At 71.3% G+C, this 18,906-nt stretch carries 16 protein-coding genes; 9 read left to right on the forward strand and 7 right to left on the reverse strand.

Annotated features, from left to right (window positions below; all coding sequences use genetic code 11):
• On the reverse strand, positions 1–2,646 hold the full coding sequence (locus tag ABZX10_RS17205; RefSeq protein ID WP_355542582.1) for a GNAT family N-acetyltransferase: 2,646 nt from the start codon (positions 2,644–2,646) through the stop codon (positions 1–3).
• Between the two features lie 175 nt (positions 2,647–2,821).
• The gene (locus ABZX10_RS17210) at positions 2,822–4,051 is read right to left on the reverse strand and encodes an acetoin utilization protein AcuC (protein ID WP_355542367.1); all 1,230 of its coding nucleotides are present in this window, start codon (positions 4,049–4,051) and stop codon (positions 2,822–2,824) included.
• A gap of 116 nt (positions 4,052–4,167) precedes the next feature.
• On the opposite strand from ABZX10_RS17210, the gene ABZX10_RS17215 reads away from it, so the two are divergent.
• A complete protein-coding gene (locus tag ABZX10_RS17215; RefSeq protein WP_355542370.1) occupies positions 4,168–4,851 on the forward strand; it encodes an iron dependent repressor, metal binding and dimerization domain protein in 684 nt (227 codons plus the stop codon).
• A gap of 6 nt (positions 4,852–4,857) precedes the next feature.
• A complete protein-coding gene (gene galE, locus ABZX10_RS17220) occupies positions 4,858–5,844 on the forward strand; it encodes a UDP-glucose 4-epimerase GalE (protein ID WP_355542373.1) in 987 nt (328 codons plus the stop codon).
• 3 nt (positions 5,845–5,847) lie between these two features.
• On the opposite strand, the gene ABZX10_RS17225 is transcribed toward galE, so the two are convergent.
• Entirely contained in the window at positions 5,848–6,903 is a 1,056-nt protein-coding gene (locus ABZX10_RS17225; protein WP_355542376.1) for a DUF4192 domain-containing protein, read from the reverse strand.
• 226 nt (positions 6,904–7,129) lie between these two features.
• Between ABZX10_RS17225 and ABZX10_RS17230 the strand changes: the two genes are divergently transcribed.
• Positions 7,130–9,019, forward strand: coding sequence for an amino acid transporter (locus tag ABZX10_RS17230; protein WP_355542585.1), 1,890 nt, complete (start codon positions 7,130–7,132; stop codon positions 9,017–9,019).
• A 109-nt stretch (positions 9,020–9,128) separates the two neighbouring features.
• Here the strand turns inward: ABZX10_RS17230 and ABZX10_RS17235 are convergent, their stop codons facing one another.
• The gene (locus ABZX10_RS17235) at positions 9,129–9,950 is read right to left on the reverse strand and encodes an alpha/beta fold hydrolase (protein WP_355542379.1); all 822 of its coding nucleotides are present in this window, start codon (positions 9,948–9,950) and stop codon (positions 9,129–9,131) included.
• A gap of 40 nt (positions 9,951–9,990) precedes the next feature.
• On the opposite strand from ABZX10_RS17235, the gene ABZX10_RS17240 reads away from it, so the two are divergent.
• From ABZX10_RS17240 to ABZX10_RS17260, 5 genes are all read left to right on the forward strand, one after another.
• Positions 9,991–10,416 (forward strand): MarR family transcriptional regulator, encoded by a 426-nt coding sequence (locus ABZX10_RS17240; protein ID WP_355542382.1) that lies wholly within the window; start codon positions 9,991–9,993, stop codon positions 10,414–10,416.
• Positions 10,417–10,524: 108 nt separating this feature from the next.
• Positions 10,525–11,457, forward strand: coding sequence for a PAC2 family protein (locus tag ABZX10_RS17245; RefSeq protein ID WP_355542385.1), 933 nt, complete (start codon positions 10,525–10,527; stop codon positions 11,455–11,457).
• A gap of 53 nt (positions 11,458–11,510) precedes the next feature.
• A complete protein-coding gene (locus ABZX10_RS17250) occupies positions 11,511–12,389 on the forward strand; it encodes an alpha/beta hydrolase (protein WP_355542588.1) in 879 nt (292 codons plus the stop codon).
• Between the two features lie 74 nt (positions 12,390–12,463).
• Complete coding sequence (locus tag ABZX10_RS17255; RefSeq protein WP_355542388.1) at positions 12,464–13,432, forward strand: alpha/beta hydrolase; 969 nt, start codon at positions 12,464–12,466, stop codon at positions 13,430–13,432.
• Positions 13,433–13,465: 33 nt separating this feature from the next.
• A complete protein-coding gene (locus ABZX10_RS17260; RefSeq protein ID WP_355542391.1) occupies positions 13,466–15,961 on the forward strand; it encodes a DUF3516 domain-containing protein in 2,496 nt (831 codons plus the stop codon).
• A gap of 1 nt (position 15,962) precedes the next feature.
• Here the strand turns inward: ABZX10_RS17260 and ABZX10_RS17265 are convergent, their stop codons facing one another.
• Together ABZX10_RS17265 and ABZX10_RS17270 are read right to left on the reverse strand one after the other, a co-directional pair.
• Positions 15,963–16,607, reverse strand: coding sequence for a response regulator transcription factor (locus tag ABZX10_RS17265; protein ID WP_355542394.1), 645 nt, complete (start codon positions 16,605–16,607; stop codon positions 15,963–15,965).
• Positions 16,595–17,767 carry a histidine kinase gene (locus tag ABZX10_RS17270; protein WP_355542397.1) on the reverse strand — a complete coding sequence of 391 codons (1,173 nt, stop codon included), beginning with the start codon at positions 17,765–17,767 and terminating at the stop codon, positions 16,595–16,597. Before ABZX10_RS17270 ends, ABZX10_RS17265 begins: the two co-directional genes overlap by 13 nt.
• A 162-nt stretch (positions 17,768–17,929) precedes the next feature.
• On the opposite strand from ABZX10_RS17270, the gene ABZX10_RS17275 reads away from it, so the two are divergent.
• Positions 17,930–18,406 carry a hypothetical protein gene (locus ABZX10_RS17275; RefSeq protein WP_355542400.1) on the forward strand — a complete coding sequence of 159 codons (477 nt, stop codon included), beginning with the start codon at positions 17,930–17,932 and terminating at the stop codon, positions 18,404–18,406.
• Here ABZX10_RS17275 and ABZX10_RS17280 read toward each other — a convergent pair.
• On the reverse strand, positions 18,367–18,828 hold the full coding sequence (locus tag ABZX10_RS17280) for an SRPBCC family protein (RefSeq protein WP_355542403.1): 462 nt from the start codon (positions 18,826–18,828) through the stop codon (positions 18,367–18,369). The two genes, ABZX10_RS17275 and ABZX10_RS17280, sit on opposite strands and share 40 nt — an antisense overlap.
• Between the last annotated feature and the right edge of the window lie 78 nt (positions 18,829–18,906).

Genomic DNA, 18,906 nt, shown 5'->3' on the forward strand with positions numbered 1-18,906 from the left:
CTACAGCCGGCGCGGTTCCGCTTGTTGGGTGAGCATGTCGTCGGCGTGGCCGATGCGGACTAGACCGGAGAGCAGCGCGATGCCGTCGGGCGTCGCGAGGATCGGCTGGCAGTCGATGCTGCGGATCTCGGGAACCTCGTACGCGAGGGCGGCGAGCCGGATCAGGATGTCGGTCAGCGCGGCGACGTCCACGCCCTGCCCGCCCCCGTAACCCTCGAGGAGCGGCGCCGAGCGCGGCGCCGAGATCAGATCGTTCGCGGCGGCGTAGGTCAGCGGCAACAGGCGATAGGCGCGGTCGCCCAGCAGTTCCGGTACGGCGCCGCTGAGCCCGAAGGAGATCATCTGCCCCAGCCGGGCGTCGTTCTGGTAGCCGAAGGCGCACCCGATGCCCTTGGGCGCCATCCGCTGCACGTGCAGGGTGCTCTCCCCGGTCTGCTCCTGCAACGCGACGAAGGCCTCGGCCACCGCATCCGGCTTCCGGAGGTCGAGGCGCACCGCCGCGAGGTCCGCTCGCAGCCGCCAATGATCGCCCATCGCCTTGACCGCCACGGGATAACCCAGCCGCTCCGCGGCCGCGATCGCGTTCGCGGCGCTCGAGGCCACCTCGAAGGGCACCACATCGACTCCGTAGAGCGCGAGCAACTCCGCACTGCGTTCGAAGCTCAGCGTGACGGATCCGTGCTCGGTCTCATTGGACGGCAGCCACTCCCGGACGAGGGTGCGGGCGGCGTGGGAGTCGGTCCCCCACGGCCGGGCCAGATCCGAGTCGGGCCGCGCCCGCCATTGCGCGTACCGCCACCCGTGCGCGAGGACACGGGCGGCACGCTCCGGCTCGGGGTACGCCGGGACCGAGCCCCGGACCCGCCGACCGTCCTCGTCCGTGGCCGCGAGCAGTTCGGTGACGCCGTCGAACGCGAGGAAGGTCGAGACGATCGGCTTGATCTGCCGGCGCGATGCGTCCAGCAGAACCGCGGCGTGCGCCTCGGCCTGCGCCTCGACGGGCGGGACGAAGACGGCGATGATCGCGTCGACCGCGTCGTCATCGAGCGCCGCGTCGATCGCCGCCCCGAACTGCTCCGGCGTGGCGGCGGCACCGAGGTCGACCGGCTGCGCCACGTCGAGTCCCTCTCGTCGGCCGGTGTGCGTCGCGAGCACCCCGAGAGCGGTGGAGTTCCCGATCACCGCGACCTTCGGGCCGGCAGGCAAAGGCTGGTAGCCGAAGAAGGTCGCGCAGTCGAACAGTTCGGGGATCGAGTCCACTTGGACCACACCCGAATTCTCGAAGAGAGCCTCAGCGCCGCGCCGGCGCCGCTCGGGGTCGAGGCCGCCCTGATAGATGGCCACGATCGGCTTCTGCCGCGCGAGGCGGCGCGCGATCCTGCCGAACTTGCGCGGATTGCCGAAGCTTTCCAGGTAGAGCAGCACGACCTCGGTCTTGTCGTCGGTGTCCCAGTACTGCAGGACGTCGTTGCCGGACATGTCCGCGCGGTTGCCCGCGGAGACGAAGGTCGTGAGCCCGACGCCGCGCTTCGCCGCGGTGTCGAGGATCGCGATCCCGAGGGCCCCGGACTGGCAGAAGAAGCCCACGTTCCCGGCGCCCGGGACCACCGGCGCCAGGGTCGCGTTGAGCCGGACCTGGTCGTCGGTGTTGACCACACCGAGGGCGCTCGGGCCGATGAGCCGCATGCCGTGCGAGCGCACGGCCGTGCGGAGACGGAACTCGGCTTCACTTCCCGCGCGCCCGGCATCGGAGAAGCCCGTCGAGACGACCAGCAGCGTCCGCACGTCTTTCGCGAGGCAGTCGTCCAGGACCTGTTCGACGTTCTCCGCGGGCACCGCGACGACCGCGAGGTCGACCTGATCGGGGATGTCGCGCACCGACTGATAGGCGCGGACCCCCGCGACCGACCGGCGGTCCCGGTGCACCGGGAACACCGGGCCGGTGAAGCCACCGTCCAGCAGGTTCCGAAGCACGGCGTGGCCGACCTTCCCCGGGGTCGTGGACGCGCCGATCACCGCGATCGATGAGGGCTGCAAGGCGTTGCGGACGCTCCGCGCCTCCGAGGCCAGCTCCCGCGCATTGCGGACGGCGACCAGCGCCTCGGTCGGATCGATGTCGAACTCCACGTGCACGACGCTGCCGTCGAAGTTCCGGCTGAGCTCGTATCCCGCAGCCTTGAAGACGTTGACCATGTATCGGTTCTCGGCCAGCACTTCCGCCTCGAAGCGATGGAATCCGCACTCCGCGGCCGCGCCCGCCAGATGCTCGAGGAGGATCGGGCCCAGCCCTCGTCCCTGGTGCTCGTCGGCGACGACGAAGGCCACCTCCGCCGAAGTCGGCTTGCCCATCTCGGCGAGGCCCTCGTACAGGCCGACCGCGATGATCCTCCCGCCCAGGAGCGCCAGCAGACACACCCTGCTCTGATAGTCGACCGTGGTCATCCGTGCCACGTCGCGGGCCGGCATCACCGGGTAGGGGCCGAAGTACCGCAGGTACCGCGTCCGTTCGGACAGCCCGGCGTGGAACTCGACGATGGCGTCGGCGTCGTCGGGCACGACGGGCCGAAGGTGCACGACACCGCCGTCGGAGGCGAGCACGTCCGCGACCCAGTGCGCGGGGAACTCGTACGGCCCGGGCGCCTGCAGGACCGGTGCCGGGAAGGGATCGGTGGACGGTCCGGACGGGAACAGCGGGCTGTCGTCGGTCACGAGCATCCTCCGGGTCGAGGCGTGGCAGGGCGATGTGCGACGGGCATGAGGTCAGTCACGGGGATCCTCGGGGTCGAGTCCTGGAGCGGCGAAGAGCGGCAGGAGCGTCACGTCAGTCACGAGGATCCTCGGGGTCGAGTCCGTGGAGGGGGAATACAGCGGACCGCGCGCGGGCGATGAAGCGGTCGGCGGCAGCCTCCGTCGGCGCGACGCTGGGGTCGTACGAGGAGGGCTCCCACGGGGTGAAGGCGGTCGCCCCACCCTCGCCCATGGTCTCCGGTGGCGCACCGACGACGCCGACCTGGTCTCCTGGCACGTTCGCTGCGAGGTCCCGCCATTCCTGCGGGATCGGGGTCGCGGGGTCGATGTCGACGCCGACCACGGCTCCGATGAGGTGGGTCCACACGCGGGGCACGACGTCCACGAGCCGGTACCCGCCGCCGCCGACGGCGAGCCACCGGCCGTCGCACAGCTCGTCGGCGAGGTCGCGCATCGCGAGGATGGCGGCGCGCTGCCCGTCGACGGTGAGCGAGAGATCGGTGAGCGGGTCCGCCGCGTGCGAATCACAGCCGCACTGGCTCACGACGAGCTGAGGCCGGAACTCACGGAGGACGGAGGGGACGACGGCGTGGAAGGCGCGGAGCCACAGGCCGTCGGGACAGAAGGCGGGCACGGGGATGTTGACGACGGTGCCGCGGGCCTCGGGCCCGCCGAGCTCGGTCGGGTAGCCGGTGTTGGGCCACAGGTACTGGGGGTCCTCGTGCAGGGAGACGGTGAGCACGCGCGGGTCGTTCCAGAACTGGGCCTGCACCCCGTCGCCGTGATGGGCGTCCACGTCGATGTAGGCGATCCGGTCGAAGCCGTTGTCGAGCAGCCAGGAGATCGCGATGGCGGCGTCGTTGTAGATGCAGAACCCCGACGCGTGCGAGCGCATCGCGTGGTGCATCCCGCCGGCGATGTTGACGGCGCGCGTGGTGTGGCCGGAGGCGATCGCCTTGGCGCCGGTGAGGGTGGAGCCGACCAGGCTGGCCGCCGCCTCGTGCATGCGGAGGAAGATCGGATTGTCGTCGTTGCCGAGGCCGTAGCCGCTGAGGTCGATCCGCGAGCGGCCGGAGCCCGCGACGCGCACGGCCGCCAGGTAGTCGTCGGTGTGGGCGCGGCCCAGTTCGATCGGGTCGAAGCTCGCGGGCGTCACCACTTCGACGCCGTCGAGCACGCCGAGCATGCGCGAGAGCTCCATCGTCAGGCGCAGCCGCACCGGGTCCATCGGGTGGGAGTGGGAGAACCGGTAGTCGAGTACCGAGGGGTCCCAGACCACCTGGGAGTCGGGGAACCGTGCCATGAGTCACGACCCTAGTCGTTGCCCTCCTGCGCCGCTTCGAAGTTAGGTAACCTTAAGTACGGGGGACGGGAGCCCGTCTCGGCTAAGCTCAACGTTGACGAGAAGGAGCTGGACACGTGAACGATCTGGTGGACACCACCGAGATGTACCTGCGGACCATCTACGAGCTCGAGGAGGAGGGCGTCGTGCCTCTCCGGGCGCGGATCGCGGAGCGTCTCGAGCAGAGTGGTCCCACGGTGTCGCAGACCGTGCAGCGCATGGAGCGCGACGGGCTCGTCCGGGTGGCGGGCGATCGCCACCTCGAACTCAGCGAGAAGGGCCGGCAGCTCGCGATCGCGGTGATGCGCAAGCACCGGCTCGCCGAGCGGCTGCTGGTGGACGTCATCGGGCTGCAGTGGGAGAACGTGCACGCCGAGGCGTGCCGCTGGGAGCACGTGATGAGCGAGGACGTGGAACGCCGCCTGCTCGACGTGCTGGGCAACCCCACCACTTCGCCCTACGGCAACCCGATCCCGGGCCTGGCCGAGCTGGGCGTCACCGTCGGCCGGGAGCCCGTGCGGCCCGCGCGCCTGACCGACCTGCCGCAGGGCGGCCCGGCCGCCGTGGTGATCAAGCGGCTCGCCGAGCACGTGCAGGCGGACACCGACCTCATCGCACGTTTCCGCGAGGCCGGCGTGGTGCCGGACGCACGCGTCTCGGTCACCGTCCAGCGCGGTGCGGTCGTCATCTCGGTGGCGGGGCACGAGGACTTCGAGCTGCCCGACGAGATGGCTCACGCCGTCTTCGTCGAGGCGGTCTAGGCAGCCGTGCAGCTCCTGGTGACCGGCGGCGCCGGCTACGTGGGCAGCGTGTGCACGCAGGTGTTGCTCGAGCGCGGCCACGAGGTCACGGTGATCGACGACCTCAGCACCGGCAACCGCGACGCCGTGCCGGCGGGCGCGACCTTCGTCGAGGGCGACGTGGCGCAGGCCGCGCGCCCCGTGCTCGCCGACGGCGAGTTCGACGGTGTTCTGCACTTCGCCGCCAAGTCCCTGGTGGGCGAGTCCGTGTCGCATCCGCACATGTACTGGCAGGGCAACGTCGTGACCACCCTGTCGCTGCTCGACGCCATGCTGGCCGCCGGCGTGCCCCGCCTGGTGTTCTCGTCGACGGCCGCCACCTACGGCGAGCCGGAGACAGTCCCGATCACCGAGGACACCCGCACCGCCCCCACCAACACCTACGGCGCGACGAAGCTCGCGATCGACGCGGCGATCACGTCGTACGCCACCGCGTACGGTCTCGCGGCCGTCTCGCTGCGGTATTTCAACGTGGCCGGTAGCTACGGGGGGTTCGGCGAGAACCGCGAGGTCGAAACCCATCTGATCCCGCTCGTGTTGCAGACCGCGCTGGGCCAGCGCAAGGACATCGCGGTGTTCGGCGCGGACTACCCGACCGCAGACGGCACGGCGGTCCGCGACTACGTGCACGTCAAGGACCTGGCCGAGGCGCACCTGCTGGCGTTGGACCACGCGCGGCAGGGCGAGCACGACGTGTTCAACCTCGGTTCGGGCGCGGGCTTCTCGGTACGCCAGGTGATCGACACCTGCCGGGAGGTCACCGGCCGGGACATCCCCGAGGTCGCCGCGGACCGGCGTGCCGGTGATCCGGCGGTGCTCGTGGCGTCGTCGCAGCGCGCAGTCGACGAGCTGGGCTGGCGACCCCAACACACCGACCTGCGCGGCATCGTCGCCGATGCCTGGGCGTACACCCAGGCCCTGGGCGACCGTGCGCACGCGGCCCGCCGCGCCTGACGCTCACCCCGCCAGCGGGAACTCCGCGTCCCGCGGTGGCAGCTCGACGCCGAGCCGGCGGGCCATCGCGACCCCCAGTTCGGCCGCCTCGGACATCTCGGACGGGTGCAGTCCGGCTCCGAAGGCCGTCGCCAGCAACTGCGCGGCCCGGTAGCCACGGTCCGCGGCCAGCGCGGCGTCGAGCGCGATGCCCGTGAGGGGACCGTCGCCGCGGAGATAGCCCGATGCCGCGACGAGCGTGGCCGCGGCCGCCCGTGGCGTGCCGCGCAGCCGCCGTGCGAGTTCCGCGAACAGCAGCCGCGCTTCGTCGGCGATCACGGTGAGCGCCAACGCCATCGCGGCGTCGCGCACCTGCAGGTCGAGCAGCGCGCCGCCGAGTAGCGCGACATCGGCATCGGTGAGCTCGGTCGATCGTTGGCCCGTCGCCGCCGCGACGACCGCCGCGAGCAGTTCCCCGGGATCGTCGTCCGCCTCGAACGCTGCGGCGTCCCGGCATCGATCGGCGACCACGCCCGGCCCCTCCTCGGCGAGCAGATCGGTGAGCGCCGCCCGCGAGCGGTGCACCGTGCGGCCGTCGACCAGCGCGGCCAGCATCACCGGCGAGCTCTCCGGGTCCGGGACCGCGCCGCTCTCGCCGTGCCTGCACACCCAGCGCTCCCCCGCTGCCACCCGGGGCAGCAGCATCACGTCCTCGATCTCGAGGTCGGGCTCCGCGAGGCTCCGGGAGCGGGCGTGCTGCTGCAGCACCTGCAGGAGCGCGGGGGTGGCCCGGACCAGCGGTCGGTCGTCGACCACCACGCAGAACACGCGGTCGGCACCCTGGATCCGGAGCAGGCGCACCGCCTCCCCGAGGTGCCGGCGGCAGTCCTTGCGCAGATCACCGGCTCTGGTGAGCCCCAGGTCGATGCGTGCGGTGGCACCGATCCGCCCCGTCACCTCGTCGTGTGCGAGCAGCACCACCGAGCGGTCCGGATAGAACCCCAGGAGGGCGGGAATGGCGGCGAGCAGGTCGCCGACGGAGTCGATCTTCATGGCCGTGGTCGTGCGTTGATTCGTCATGCGGGGAATGCTCGCGGAGACCGGCGACGGGTTCCGGCACCCGCGCGGCACTGCTCCCCACTGTGGTTATGAAACGTTCCGTGCGCTGCGATTCGTCCACAGGACCGCCCGTACCGGACACCACCGGCCGGGCGACCGACACGCCGCATCCGAGCGGGCTACTGTGAACCGCGTGATCGGCTTACCGCGGTTCTCGGACCGCACCCGGGACTGGTTCCTCAGCGGCATGTCCGAACGGGCGGGAACGCACGTCGGCCCCCACGCGAGCGACGCGGAGCATCCGCAGCCGTGGTGGAAGGTCATGTGCTTGACCGGCGTCGACTACTTTTCGACCCTCGGCTACCAGCCGGCCATCGCGTTCATCGCGGCCGGCGTCGTCTCGCCGATCGCCACGCTCGTGCTGATCGCACTGACGCTGTTCGGCGCGCTGCCGGTGTACAAGCGGGTCTCGCGCGAGAGCTTCAACGGTTCCGGCTCGCTGGCGATGTTCGAGCGGCTCCTGCCCTGGTGGGGCGGCAAGCTGTTCGTGCTCGTGCTGCTGGGCTTCGCGGCCACCGACTTCATCATCACGATCACGCTCTCGTCCTCGGACGCCGCCGAGCACATCGTCGAGAACCCGCTCGTCCCCTCGTTCTTCCACGGCGCGAACATCCCGATCACGCTGGGCCTGGTATTCCTCCTGGGGCTGGTCTTCCTCAAGGGGTTCCGCGAGGCGATCGGCACCGCGGTGGTGCTGGTGACTGTTTACCTCGCACTCAACGTCGTGACGATCGTCGTCGCGCTGTGGCACGTCGCCGAGCGGCCGCAGCGGATCGTCGACTGGCAGGACCTGCTGTGGGCGCAGCACTCGAACCCGCTCATGGTGATCGCGGTGGCCCTGGTGGTGTTCCCGAAGCTCGCGCTCGGCCTGTCCGGGTTCGAGACCGGGGTCGCCGTGATGCCGCAGATCAAGGGCGACCCGAACGACGCGCCCGAGTACCCGGCGAAGCGCATCCGGGACACCGGACGCCTCCTCACCACCGCGGCCGTCATCATGAGCGTGCTGCTCGCGACGTCCAGTTTCGCGACCACGATCCTCATCCCGGCGAAGGAGTTCGAGCCCGACGGCAAGGCCAACGGCCGCGCCCTCGCCTGGCTCGCGCACGAGTACCTCGGCAACGGCTTCGGCACCGTCTACGACGTCTCGACGGTGGCCATCCTGTGGTTCGCGGGCGCGTCCGCGATGGCCGGCCTGCTCAACCTGGTGCCGCGCTACCTGCCGCGCTACGGGATGGCACCGCGGTGGGCCTCCGCCGTCCGGCCGCTGGTCGTGGTGCTCACGGTGATCGCCCTGGTCATCGTCCTGATCTTCGAGGCGGACGTGAACGCCCAGGGCGGCGCCTACGCGACCGGCGTCCTCGTCCTCATGACCTCGGCCGCCATCGCCGTGACGATCTCGGCCCGGCGCAAACGGCAGACCGTCGCGACCTGGGCCTTCGGGCTCATCTCCGCGGTCTTCGTCTACACGACGATCGACAACGTCATCGAGCGGCCCGACGGCGTGCGGATCGCGGCGCTGTTCATCCTCGCCATCGCGGTGGTCTCCATCGGCTCGCGCGTGCGCCGCTCGTTCGAGCTCCGCGCCTCGTCGATCACCTTCGACGAGAAGGCCCTCGAATTCATCCGCGACGACGCCGCCGCCCAGCACGCCATCCGCATCGTCTCGCACGAGCCCGACGTGGACACCAAGAAGGAGTACCGCGACAAGGTCCGCGCCGAGCGTAAGTTCGGCCACATCCCCGGCCGCTCGCGGGTGATCCTGCTCGAGGTGTGGCCGCGCGACTCCTCGGACTTCGAGGAGGACCTGGAGGTGCGCGGCATCGAGAAGTTCGGGTACCGCCTGCTCAAGGTCCGTTCGGGCAGCATCGCGAACACCGTCGCGGCCGTGCTCCTGTACATCCGCGACGAAACCGGCGTGGTGCCCGAGGTCTACTTCCAGTGGTCGGAGATGAACCCCGTGCTCAACATGGGCAAGTACCTCGTGGAGGGCTCGGGCGAGGTGGCCGCGGTCTGCCACGAGGTGCTCCGGCAGGCCGAGCACGACGCCAAGCGCCGCCCGACGGTGCACGTGTCGTAGGGCGGACCGGGGCGCCCGCGCCGCACATCGACCCCTCACGCCTCGTAGCGCGGACCGGGGCGCCCACGCCGCACATCGACCCCTCACGCCTCGTAGGCGGACCGGGGCGTCAGGGCCGGTAGGCGAAGGGCAGTTCGTGGTGCGACACGGGCAGCGTCTCGATCCGCATCCACGGGTAGCGCTGCCGCACGGTGCGAGCCAGGGCGGCACCGTCGTGGTACCGACTGCGCAGCGCGAGGACGACGGTGACCCCGCCGGGCAGGTCCTCGAGCGCACGCAGGTCGACGGGGCGCGGCCGCTTCGGCGGCGCGTACGCCGGTCGGGGGCCGTCGGCGGCGGCTGCTGCGAGCCGACCGAGCGCGGCGGTGGGCGGCCAGTGCCCGCGCGTCTCCCAGACCGCGTGCGCGCGCTGCCGGCCTCTCGACGGTGCCAACAGCACCGGTACCGCCCGGAGCAGGGCACTCGGCAGCATGCGGGCGAACACGTCGGTGGGGTCGAGCAGGGTCAGTGACCGGACGCTCTCCGGCCGGGCGAGCGCGCACGCCACGGCGATCTGCGCGCCGTAGGAGTGCGCCAGTACGTCCGCGGACGACGCCCCGACACCGTCGAGCACCTCGACGATCCAGCCCGGCCAGTCGCCCCGCGAGCGGAAGGCGCGCCGCTGCGTTCCGCCGGCGTCGCCCGGCAGGTCGGGGGCGATCACCCGGAACCGCCGCGACAGATCCGCGGCCTGCGCGAACCAGACGGCCGCGGTGTCGCCCCCGCCCGGCAGGCACAACAGCGGCGGCGCATCGTCCGGCCCGCAGGTCAGCACCCGGGTCCGGGCCAGCGCACCGTCGACGGTGACCCGCCGCACCGGCACTCCCCAGTCCCGGACCACCGCGTCGTACGCGGCCTCGAGGTCGTCGCCCACGACATTCCTCTCGATCATCGAGATACTTCACGATCAAGCTACCTGATAGATTCGCGCCGTGAGCGACAACGAGCACCTCGTGCACGCCCTGCGCGCCGCGGCAGTGCGCTGGGACGACGAGATCTCGGCCTTCGGCGCGCGGCACGCGCTGGGCGGCACCGACGTGCGCGCCCTCGTCACGCTGCTAGACCTCGAACGCGCAGGAGAATCCGCCACTCCGGGCATCCTCGGGTCCCACCTGGGCCTGAGCTCGGCGGCGTGCACCGCGCTCGTCGACCGGCTCGCCGCGGCGCGCCTCGTCGCCCGCACGCCGGACCCGACGGACCGGCGCCGCGTGCGGCTCGCAGTCACCGATCGAGCGCGCACACTCGGGGAGGGGTTCTTCGGTGCCTTCCTCGGCCCGATCCGGGCCGCGGCCGCCGCCCTCTCCCCCGCCGAGGCCGAGGTGGTGGCGCGTTTCCTGGCGTCGACGAATCCGCCGTGAGCAGAAACACGCGACGGCGGGGAATCGGGACAACTGTCGGGAAGTTGTTCCTCTGTGAAAAACTGATGGTTCCTCCTGGCGGAGGAGCACGGTGACGGAGGTAGTGGCATGGACGAGCAGTCCCACATGTACGAGCTGGAGTTCCCGGGTCCCACGGTGTCGGACACCGACGGCAACGGGCCCGTGCTGGTGCACGCGCTGGACGGCTACGCCGACGCGGGGCACGCCCTGGGGCTGCTGCGCAAGCACCTCAAGCAGAACCTCTCCGCGGAGCTGGTCGCGTCCTTCGACGTCGACGAGCTGATCGACTACCGCTCGCGCCGCCCCTCCATGACCTTCGAGGACGGATTCACCGGCGTCGAGGAGCCCGAGCTCAATCTCTACGCGATCCGCGACACCGCGGGCAAGCCCTTCCTGCTGCTCGCCGGCGCCGAGCCGGACCTGCGCTGGAACGGCTTCGTCGGCGCCGTCGCGGGTCTCGCCGAGCGATTCGGCGTGCGCACCGTCGTCGGGTTGCACGCGATCCCCATGGCGGTCCCGCACACCCGTCCGGTGCCGGTCACGGCGCACGGCAACAACCCCGACCTGCGCGAGGGGCTGCGGTCCTGGGACGGCACGATGCGCCTGCCCGGAAGCGCCGCCGGCATGCTCGAACTGCGGATGGCCGACAAGGGATACGACACCGTCGGCCTGTCGGTCCACGTGCCGCACTACTTGGCGCAGAACGACTACCCGGAGGCCGTGCTCGGCATGCTGGGCGCGCTGCGCAGTACGGTCGGGCTCGACCTGCCCGACGGTGACCTCCCCGTCGAGGCCGCCGGGCTGCGCGAGCAGATCGACGCGCAGGTCTCGTCCAGTGCCGAGATCTCGTCGGTCGTGGAGACCCTCGAGCAGCAGTACGACGAGGCCGTCGCGCAGCCGCGCGAGTTGCTCATCGCCGACGGCGAGGCGATCCCGACGGGTGACGACCTGGCGAGTGAGTTCGAGGCCTTCCTCGCGGAGCAGGCCGGCGACGAGGGCGAGAACGGCACGAATCCGTGACCGCGGTGCGCCGGCGGACGGCGCTGATCCATGGTCACCGTCGGGCGTACCGGATGGGCGGCAGCGGGCCCGCGCTCCTGCTGATCCACGGCATGGCCGACAACTCCTCGACCTTCGAGCCGCTGTTCGAGCGGCTCGCCGAGCACTACACCGTGATCGCTCCCGACCTCCTCGGGCACGGGGACTCCGACCGGCCGCGCGCCGACTACTCGCTGCCCGCGTTCGCCAACGCGATGCGCGATCTCCTGCTCTACCTGGGCGTCGAGCGGGCCACGCTGGTCGGCCACTCCCTCGGCGGCGGGATCGCCGGCCAGTTCACCTACCAGTTCCCGGAGATGGTCGAACGGCTCGTCTTCGTCAACACCGGCGGCGTGACCCGATCGGTCTCCCCGGTACTGCGCGCGGTCTCGCTGCCGCTCTCGGAGGTCGCGATCCGCTCGCTGGCGCTGCCGGGAGTGCTGCCGGTCACCAATGCGGCCCTGGGGCTCCTCGGCCGGGTCCCGCTGAAACTGTTCGTCGACAACGCGGAATGCGCCCGGGTCCTCACGGGCCTGCCGCACGCGGGGACACCGCGCGCCTTCGCGCGCACACTGCGGGCGGTCGTCGACCCGTCGGGCCAGGTCGTGACGATGCTGGACCGTACCTACATCGCGGATTCGGTGCCCGTTCTCGTGGTGTGGGGTTCCGACGACCCGATCATCCCCGTCGACCACGCGCACCTACTGCACGCCGCGCTGCCCGCCTCGCGCCTGGAGGTGTTCGACGGTGCCGGCCACTTCCCGTTCCGCACGGATCCGGAGCGGTTCGTGCGCGTCCTCACCGAGTTCGTCGATTCGACGGTGCCCGCCCGCCTCACGCAGGACGACCTGCAGACCGCGCTGCGCCGCGACCGCGACCTCGACGCCGAGGTCCAGATCGAAACGCCCGCGTAACCGGCGACGCCGCCGCGCGTAACGCGGGCGGCGCACACTTCACAGCGCAGTGCAGTCGCTGTGAGGAGGCCGTGATGAGTCCAGAGATCCTGCCGTTCCGGGCGCGTCCGTACGCGCCCGACCTGTGCTTCGCCACGATCCACGGGCACCGTCGGGCCTACCGGATAGGCGGCAGCGGCCCCGCGCTGCTGCTCCTGCACGGCATCGGGGACAACTCCCTGGTCTGGGAACCGGTGATGGGCCGATTGACCGACCGGTTCACCGTGATCGCACCGGACCTGTTGGGGCACGGCCTCTCCGACCGGCCGCGCGCAGACTACTCGGTTGCCGCGTTCGCCAACGGGATGCGGGACCTGCTGTGCTACCTGGGCATCGACCGGGTGACGATCGTGGGCCACTCCCTGGGCGGCGGTGTGGCCGGCCAGTTCTCGTACCAGTACCCGGAGATGGTCGAGCGGATCGCGTTCGTGGCGCCCGGCGGTGTGGATCACGACGTCTCGCCGCTCCTGCGCCTGCTGTCGCTACCGTTCGCCGAGCAGGTCGTCGCACTCACCGCCCTTCCGGGCGCGAAGCAGGTCCTGGCAGGCGTGCTGCTCGCGACCGCCGCACTGCCGGGCCCCCTGCGCGCCGACGCGGTGCAGCTACGTCGCGCCCTCGACCGGATGCCGAACACCGCCTCCCCGCACGCCTTCTCGCGCACGCTGCGGTCGGTGGTCGACCTCCGCGGTCAGGTCGTCACGATGCGCGATCGGTGCTACCTGACCGCACGGGTACCCACCCTGATCGCCTGGGGCGCGGACGATTCGATCATCCCGTCGGCCCACGCCGAGGTGCTGCGCGCGGCGCTGCCCGAGGCACGGGTGGAGGTGTTCGACGGCGTCGGGCACTTCCCGATGACGGAGGCACCGGACCGGTTCCTCGACGTGCTCACCGACTTCCTGGCATCGACCGAACCCGCCCGCCTGGCGCGGGCGCACCTCCGCGACGGCCTGCGGGCGGCGGCGGGCGTCACCGTCGTCCCGCCCGCGCGGGAGCTGGGCTGAACAGCCGCGATGACGGTCCGTAGAATCAGATGAGTGAACCTCACCGACCTGCTCCCGTCCGACCCGACGGCGGATGCGGTCTTCGAGGCCTTCCTCGACTGGACCACCGGCCGTGGCATCGAGCTCTACCCCGCGCAGGAGGAGGCGCTGATCGCGGCATGCTCCGGTGCGAACGTCATCGTCGCCACTCCCACCGGTTCCGGGAAGTCCCTGGTCGCAATGGGCGCCCAGTTCGCGGCGCTCGCGCAGGGCCGGCGCACGTACTACACCGCGCCGATCAAGGCGCTGGTCAGCGAGAAGTTCTTCGCCCTCTGTGAGGTCTTCGGCACCGAGAACGTGGGCATGGTGACCGGCGACGCCGCAGTCAACGCCGACGCGCCGATCGTGTGCGCCACCGCCGAGATCGTGGCGAACCTCGCGCTGCGCGAGGGGAAGGACTCGGACATCGCGCAGGTGGTGATGGACGAGTTCCACTACTACTCGGAGCCCGACCGCGGCTGGGCGTGGCAGGTGCCGCTGATCGAACTGCCGCACGCGCAGTTCGTCCTCATGTCGGCGACGCTCGGCGACACGTCCTTCTTCGAGGAGGACCTCACGCGCCGTACCGGCCGGGAGACCGTGCTCGTCGCGGGTGCGGAACGCCCGGTACCGCTGCACTTCTCGTACTCCACCATGGCGATCCAGGACCAGATCGTCGAGCTGGTCACCACGCACCAGGCGCCGGTCTACGTGGTGCACTTCACGCAGCAGGCCGCGGCCGAACGTGCACAGGCACTGATGTCGTTGCCACTGGCGAGCAAGGAGCAGAAGGCGGAGATCGCGGAGGCGATCGGCGACTTCCAGTTCACCACGGGCTTCGGCAAGACCCTCTCGCGCCTGATCCGGTCCGGTATCGGGGTGCACCACGCGGGCATGCTCCCCCGCTACCGACGCCTCGTGGAGAAGCTCGCCCAGGAGGGCCTGCTCAAGGTGATCTGCGGCACGGACACGCTCGGTGTCGGCATCAACGTGCCGATCCGCACCGTCTACCTGACGGGCCTGACCAAGTTCGACGGTACGCGGACCCGCCACCTGCGCGCCCGCGAGTTCCACCAGATCGCCGGCCGCGCGGGCCGCGCCGGCTACGACACGATGGGCACCGTCGTGGTCGCGGCACCGGATCACGAGATCGAGAACGCGCGCCGCGAGGCGAAGGCCGGCGGGGATCCGGCGAAGCTCAAGCGCGTTCAGCGCCGCAAGCCGCCGGAGGGCTTCGTCTCCTGGGGGAAGGCCACCTTCGAGAAGCTGGTCGCCGCGGATCCGGAGCCGCTCACTTCCCGCTTCTCCGTGACCAATTCGATGCTGCTCAACGTGATCGCGCGGCCGGAGAACTGCTTCTCCTCGATGCGGCACCTGCTGGAGGACAACCACGAGTCCCGACGGAATCAGTTGCGCCACATCCGCACCGCGATCACCCTGTTCCGCGGGCTCCAGTCCGGCGGCGTGGTGGACAAGCTCGCCGAGCCCGACGAGTTCGGCCGGCACGTGCGGCTCACCGTCGACCTGCAGCCCGATTTCGCGCTGAACCAGCCCCTTGCGCCCTTCGCGCTCGCCGCACTGGAGCTGCTCGACCCCGAGGAGTCCGACTACGCCCTCGACGTCATCTCAGTGATCGAGTCGGTGCTCGACGATCCGCGGCCCGTGTTGCGCGCTCAGCAGAACGCCGCACGAGGCGCGGCCGTCGCGGAGATGAAGGCGGACGGTATCGACTACGACGAGCGGATGGCGCTGCTCGAGGACGTGACCTACCCGAAGCCCCTCGAGGACGTGCTCGTGCCCGCGTTCGCGACCTACGCGGCGGGCCACGCGTGGGTGACGCAGTTCGAGCTGTCGCCGAAGTCCGTGGTGCGCGAGATGATCGAGCGCGCGATGACCTTCAACGACCTGGTCTCGAAGTACCAGCTCGGCCGCTCCGAAGGGGCCGTGCTCCGGTACCTGTCGGACGCCTTCAAGACGCTGCGGCACACCGTCCCGGAGGCGGCGCGCACGCCGGAACTCGAGGACTACATCGCCTGGTTGGGCGCCCTCGTACGGTACGTGGACAGTTCGCTCGTCGACGAGTGGGAGGAGATGACCTCGCCGGATCCGGTGAAGGCGCACGCCTCCGCGCCGGAGATCGGACGGTCCACCTCGCTGACCGCCGACGAGCGCGCCTTCGCGGTCATGGTGCGCAACGCCCTGTTCCGGCGCGTGCAGCTCGTCGCCGAGGAGGAGTACGACCTGCTGGACGCGATGGACCCCGGCGTCGACTGGTACGCCGCTTTCGACGACTACTACGAGGACTACGACGACATCGAGACGGGCGCCGACGCCCGTGGGCCGCAGCTGTTCTCGCTCGACACCTCCATGCCCCGCGCGTGGAAGGTGCGGCAGACGATCGCCGATCCCGACGGCGACCACGGCTGGGCCATCACCGCCGTCGTCGACCTGCCGGCGTCCGACGAGCGCGGCGATGTCGTGCTCGTGGACGTCGAGGTCGTCTCGGGCTGAGTCAGAGCGCACCCAGGTATCGCAGCACGGCGAGCACCCGCCGGTGGTCGCTGTCCGCGGGCGGTAGGTCCAGCTTCGCAAGGATGCTGTTGATGTGCTTGGCGACGGCGCGCTCCGTGATCACGAGCGATGCCGCGATCCCGGCGTTCGAGCGCCCACTCGCCATCTGCTCCAACACCTCCCGCTCACGCGGCGTGAGCCGGGTCAGTGGATCGCGGTCGCGCCGCACCAGCAGCTGCGCGACGACCTCGGGGTCGAGGGCCGTTCCGCCTGCGGCGACCCGGCGCAGCGCCTCGGCGAACTCCTCGACGTCCGCCACGCGCTGTTTGAGCAGGTACCCCACACCCGCGGTCTCGGTCGCCAGGAGCTCGCCCGCGTAGCGCTCCTCGACGTACTGGGACAGCAGCACGACCGCGGTGCCGGGCAACTCGCGCCGGATCTCCAGGGCTGCGCGGACCCCCTCGTCGCGGAAGCCCGGAGGCATTCGCACGTCGACGACGGCGATGTCGGGCCGATGCCGCTCCACGGCTGCGATCAGCGCCGCCCCGTCGCCGACCTCGGCAACGACATCGAATCCCGCGTACCCGAGCACCTGCACCAGGCCCACGCGCAACAGGACCGAGTCCTCGGCGATCACCGCGCGCACGGGAGCTCCGCCCGCACCGTGGTCGGGCCGCCCGGTGGGCTGGTGACGCGCAGGTGCCCGTCGACCGACGCCGTCCTCCGGGCCAGCCCTGCCAGCCCGGTCCCGCGGGACGGGTCCGCGCCGCCGACGCCGTCGTCCTCGACAGTCACGACGATCGCCTTCGGGCCGCCGTCGACGACGACACCCGCGCGGGTGGCGTGCGCGTGCTTGATCACATTGGTGAGGGTCTCGGAGACCACGAAGTAGGCGACCGCCTCGACCGCCGGAGTGGGCCGGTACGGCAGCCGCACCGTCAGGTCGACGGGGATCGCCGCGGTCCCGGCGAGTCCGGACAGCGCGGCGTCGAGGCCGCGGTCCTCGAGGACCGGCGGGTGCAGGCCGCGCACGAGGTGCCCGAGCTCGGCGATCGCGAGCTTCGCCTGGTCGTGCGCGTCGTCGAGGACCACTCGGGCAGGCTCGGATAGGTCGGCCAACGTGGCGCGCGCGACGCCGAGGTTCACGGCGAGGGAGACGAGGCGCTGCTGCACACCGTCGTGCAGGTCCCGTTCGAGTCGCCGGCGTTCGGCGTCGGCGGCCTCGACCACGCCCGCCCGGCTCTCGGTGAGGTCTTCCACGCGCCTGCTGAGCCGCTCGCCGCTACCGGGGCCGAGAAGGACTGCCGCACAACGGGCATCGACGACGGGTAGCAACGGCGTCGCCCACCACAGCAGCGCGCCGCCGGCGGCAGCGGCGACCGTCCACGCGCACGCCTCCCAGACGGTGTGCGGGAGCCCGCCGGCGGGACGCACCCACATCCAGAGCAGGCTCGTACCGCCGACGACCACGAGCAGCCACCCGACGATCACGGCGAGCAATGCCAGCAGGAGCAGCGGACCGACCACGACGTGGTGGGCCAGCTGCCGCACCCGCGCCGCGGATCGCCACACCCGCTCGTCGCGCGACGGCGGGATCACGACGCCGACGCGGGCGAGCCGGGACCGGTGCACGCGGGTGAGGACGGGCGAGGCGATCACCGGCGCGACGACGGGGACGGACAGGAGTGCAACGGTGACGACCGGCAGCTCCGCGGGGAGCGATACCCAGGGGGCGACGACCACGGTCACCACCGCGGCGTGCAGCGGCATCGCGGCGGCGGTGTTGAGCCAGGCGGAACGGGACATGACCTCACCGTATGTCCGCCGCGGCGACCGCGACCAGCATGCTGGCATCCCAGTTCCGGAGGACGCGGGCGTCACCGTCGAGAGGCGTACTGGCACCGGCGAGATCCGGCGCTCCCACGGCGAGGCTGGGGGGACAGTCGTTTCCGTCGAAGGAGCCATATCGTGATCACCCCGTCCACGACCCGGAGCCCCGCCACCAGCACGCCCGTCCGCATCGCGCCCGTTCGCGTCCGCCCCCGTGGACGTGGGGTCGCCGCCGTCCTGCTCGCCGCGGGTGCCGCGCTGACGCCGTGGCTGATCGTTCTCGGCGCGACTCTGCCGGCCACCATCACGGTGCGGCACTGGCCACTCGCGTGGGTGGGTCTCGACGCGCTGGAGGCCCTGGGACTGCTGACGACGGGCGCGCTCCTGCTCCGCGGCGCCTCGCGTGCGCGGCAGGCCGCCGCGGCGACGAGCACGCTCCTCGTCGCCGACGCCTGGTTCGACGTGACGACCGCGGCCGCCGGGAGTGAGTTCGCCGTCGCGCTCGCGATGGCGGCGTGCGCGGAACTCCCGCTCGCCGCGGTGTGCGCCGGGATCGCGGTGCGGCGCGGCGACACCTATCCGGAGATGTGCCGGTCCAGTGCCTCGAGCGACTGATCGAGGTACTCCGGCGGGAAGGGTGGCATCGGGACCTGGTCGCGGAAGGCCTGCGGAGTATCGGTCCAGTCGTAAGTGAGCGTCACGTCGGTACCCGCCCCCGACGGTGCGAGGTCGTAGCGCCACCACCAGCCGCCGGCCTGCCACTGCCCCTCCCGGCTGGTGCCGGGCGACCACCCGATACTGCGGTCGCGCTCGAACGCGTCGACCCGGTTCTCGATGACGTAGTCGCCGCCCGCGAGGTCGAGGTACATGTTCATCGCGAACATCTGACCTGCGTGGTCGATCGGCGCGGTGTCGATCGCGTCACGGACCCAGTCGGTCGGCTCGGCGTGCTGGTGCGCGGTCGGATCCGCCAACACGGCGAACACCCGCTCGGGCGGCGCGGCGAAGGTACGGGTGCGGGAGAAACGTTCGGTCATGATGCGCCCACTCTCTGCAGGATTGCTCGGCGCGCGACGGCCTCACGCGTCATGTTCACAGCGTACACATGGCGCGTC

It is taken from the genome of Tsukamurella sp. NPDC003166 (assembly GCF_040611135.1).
In the GTDB taxonomy this organism is placed as follows: domain Bacteria; phylum Actinomycetota; class Actinomycetes; order Mycobacteriales; family Mycobacteriaceae; genus Tsukamurella.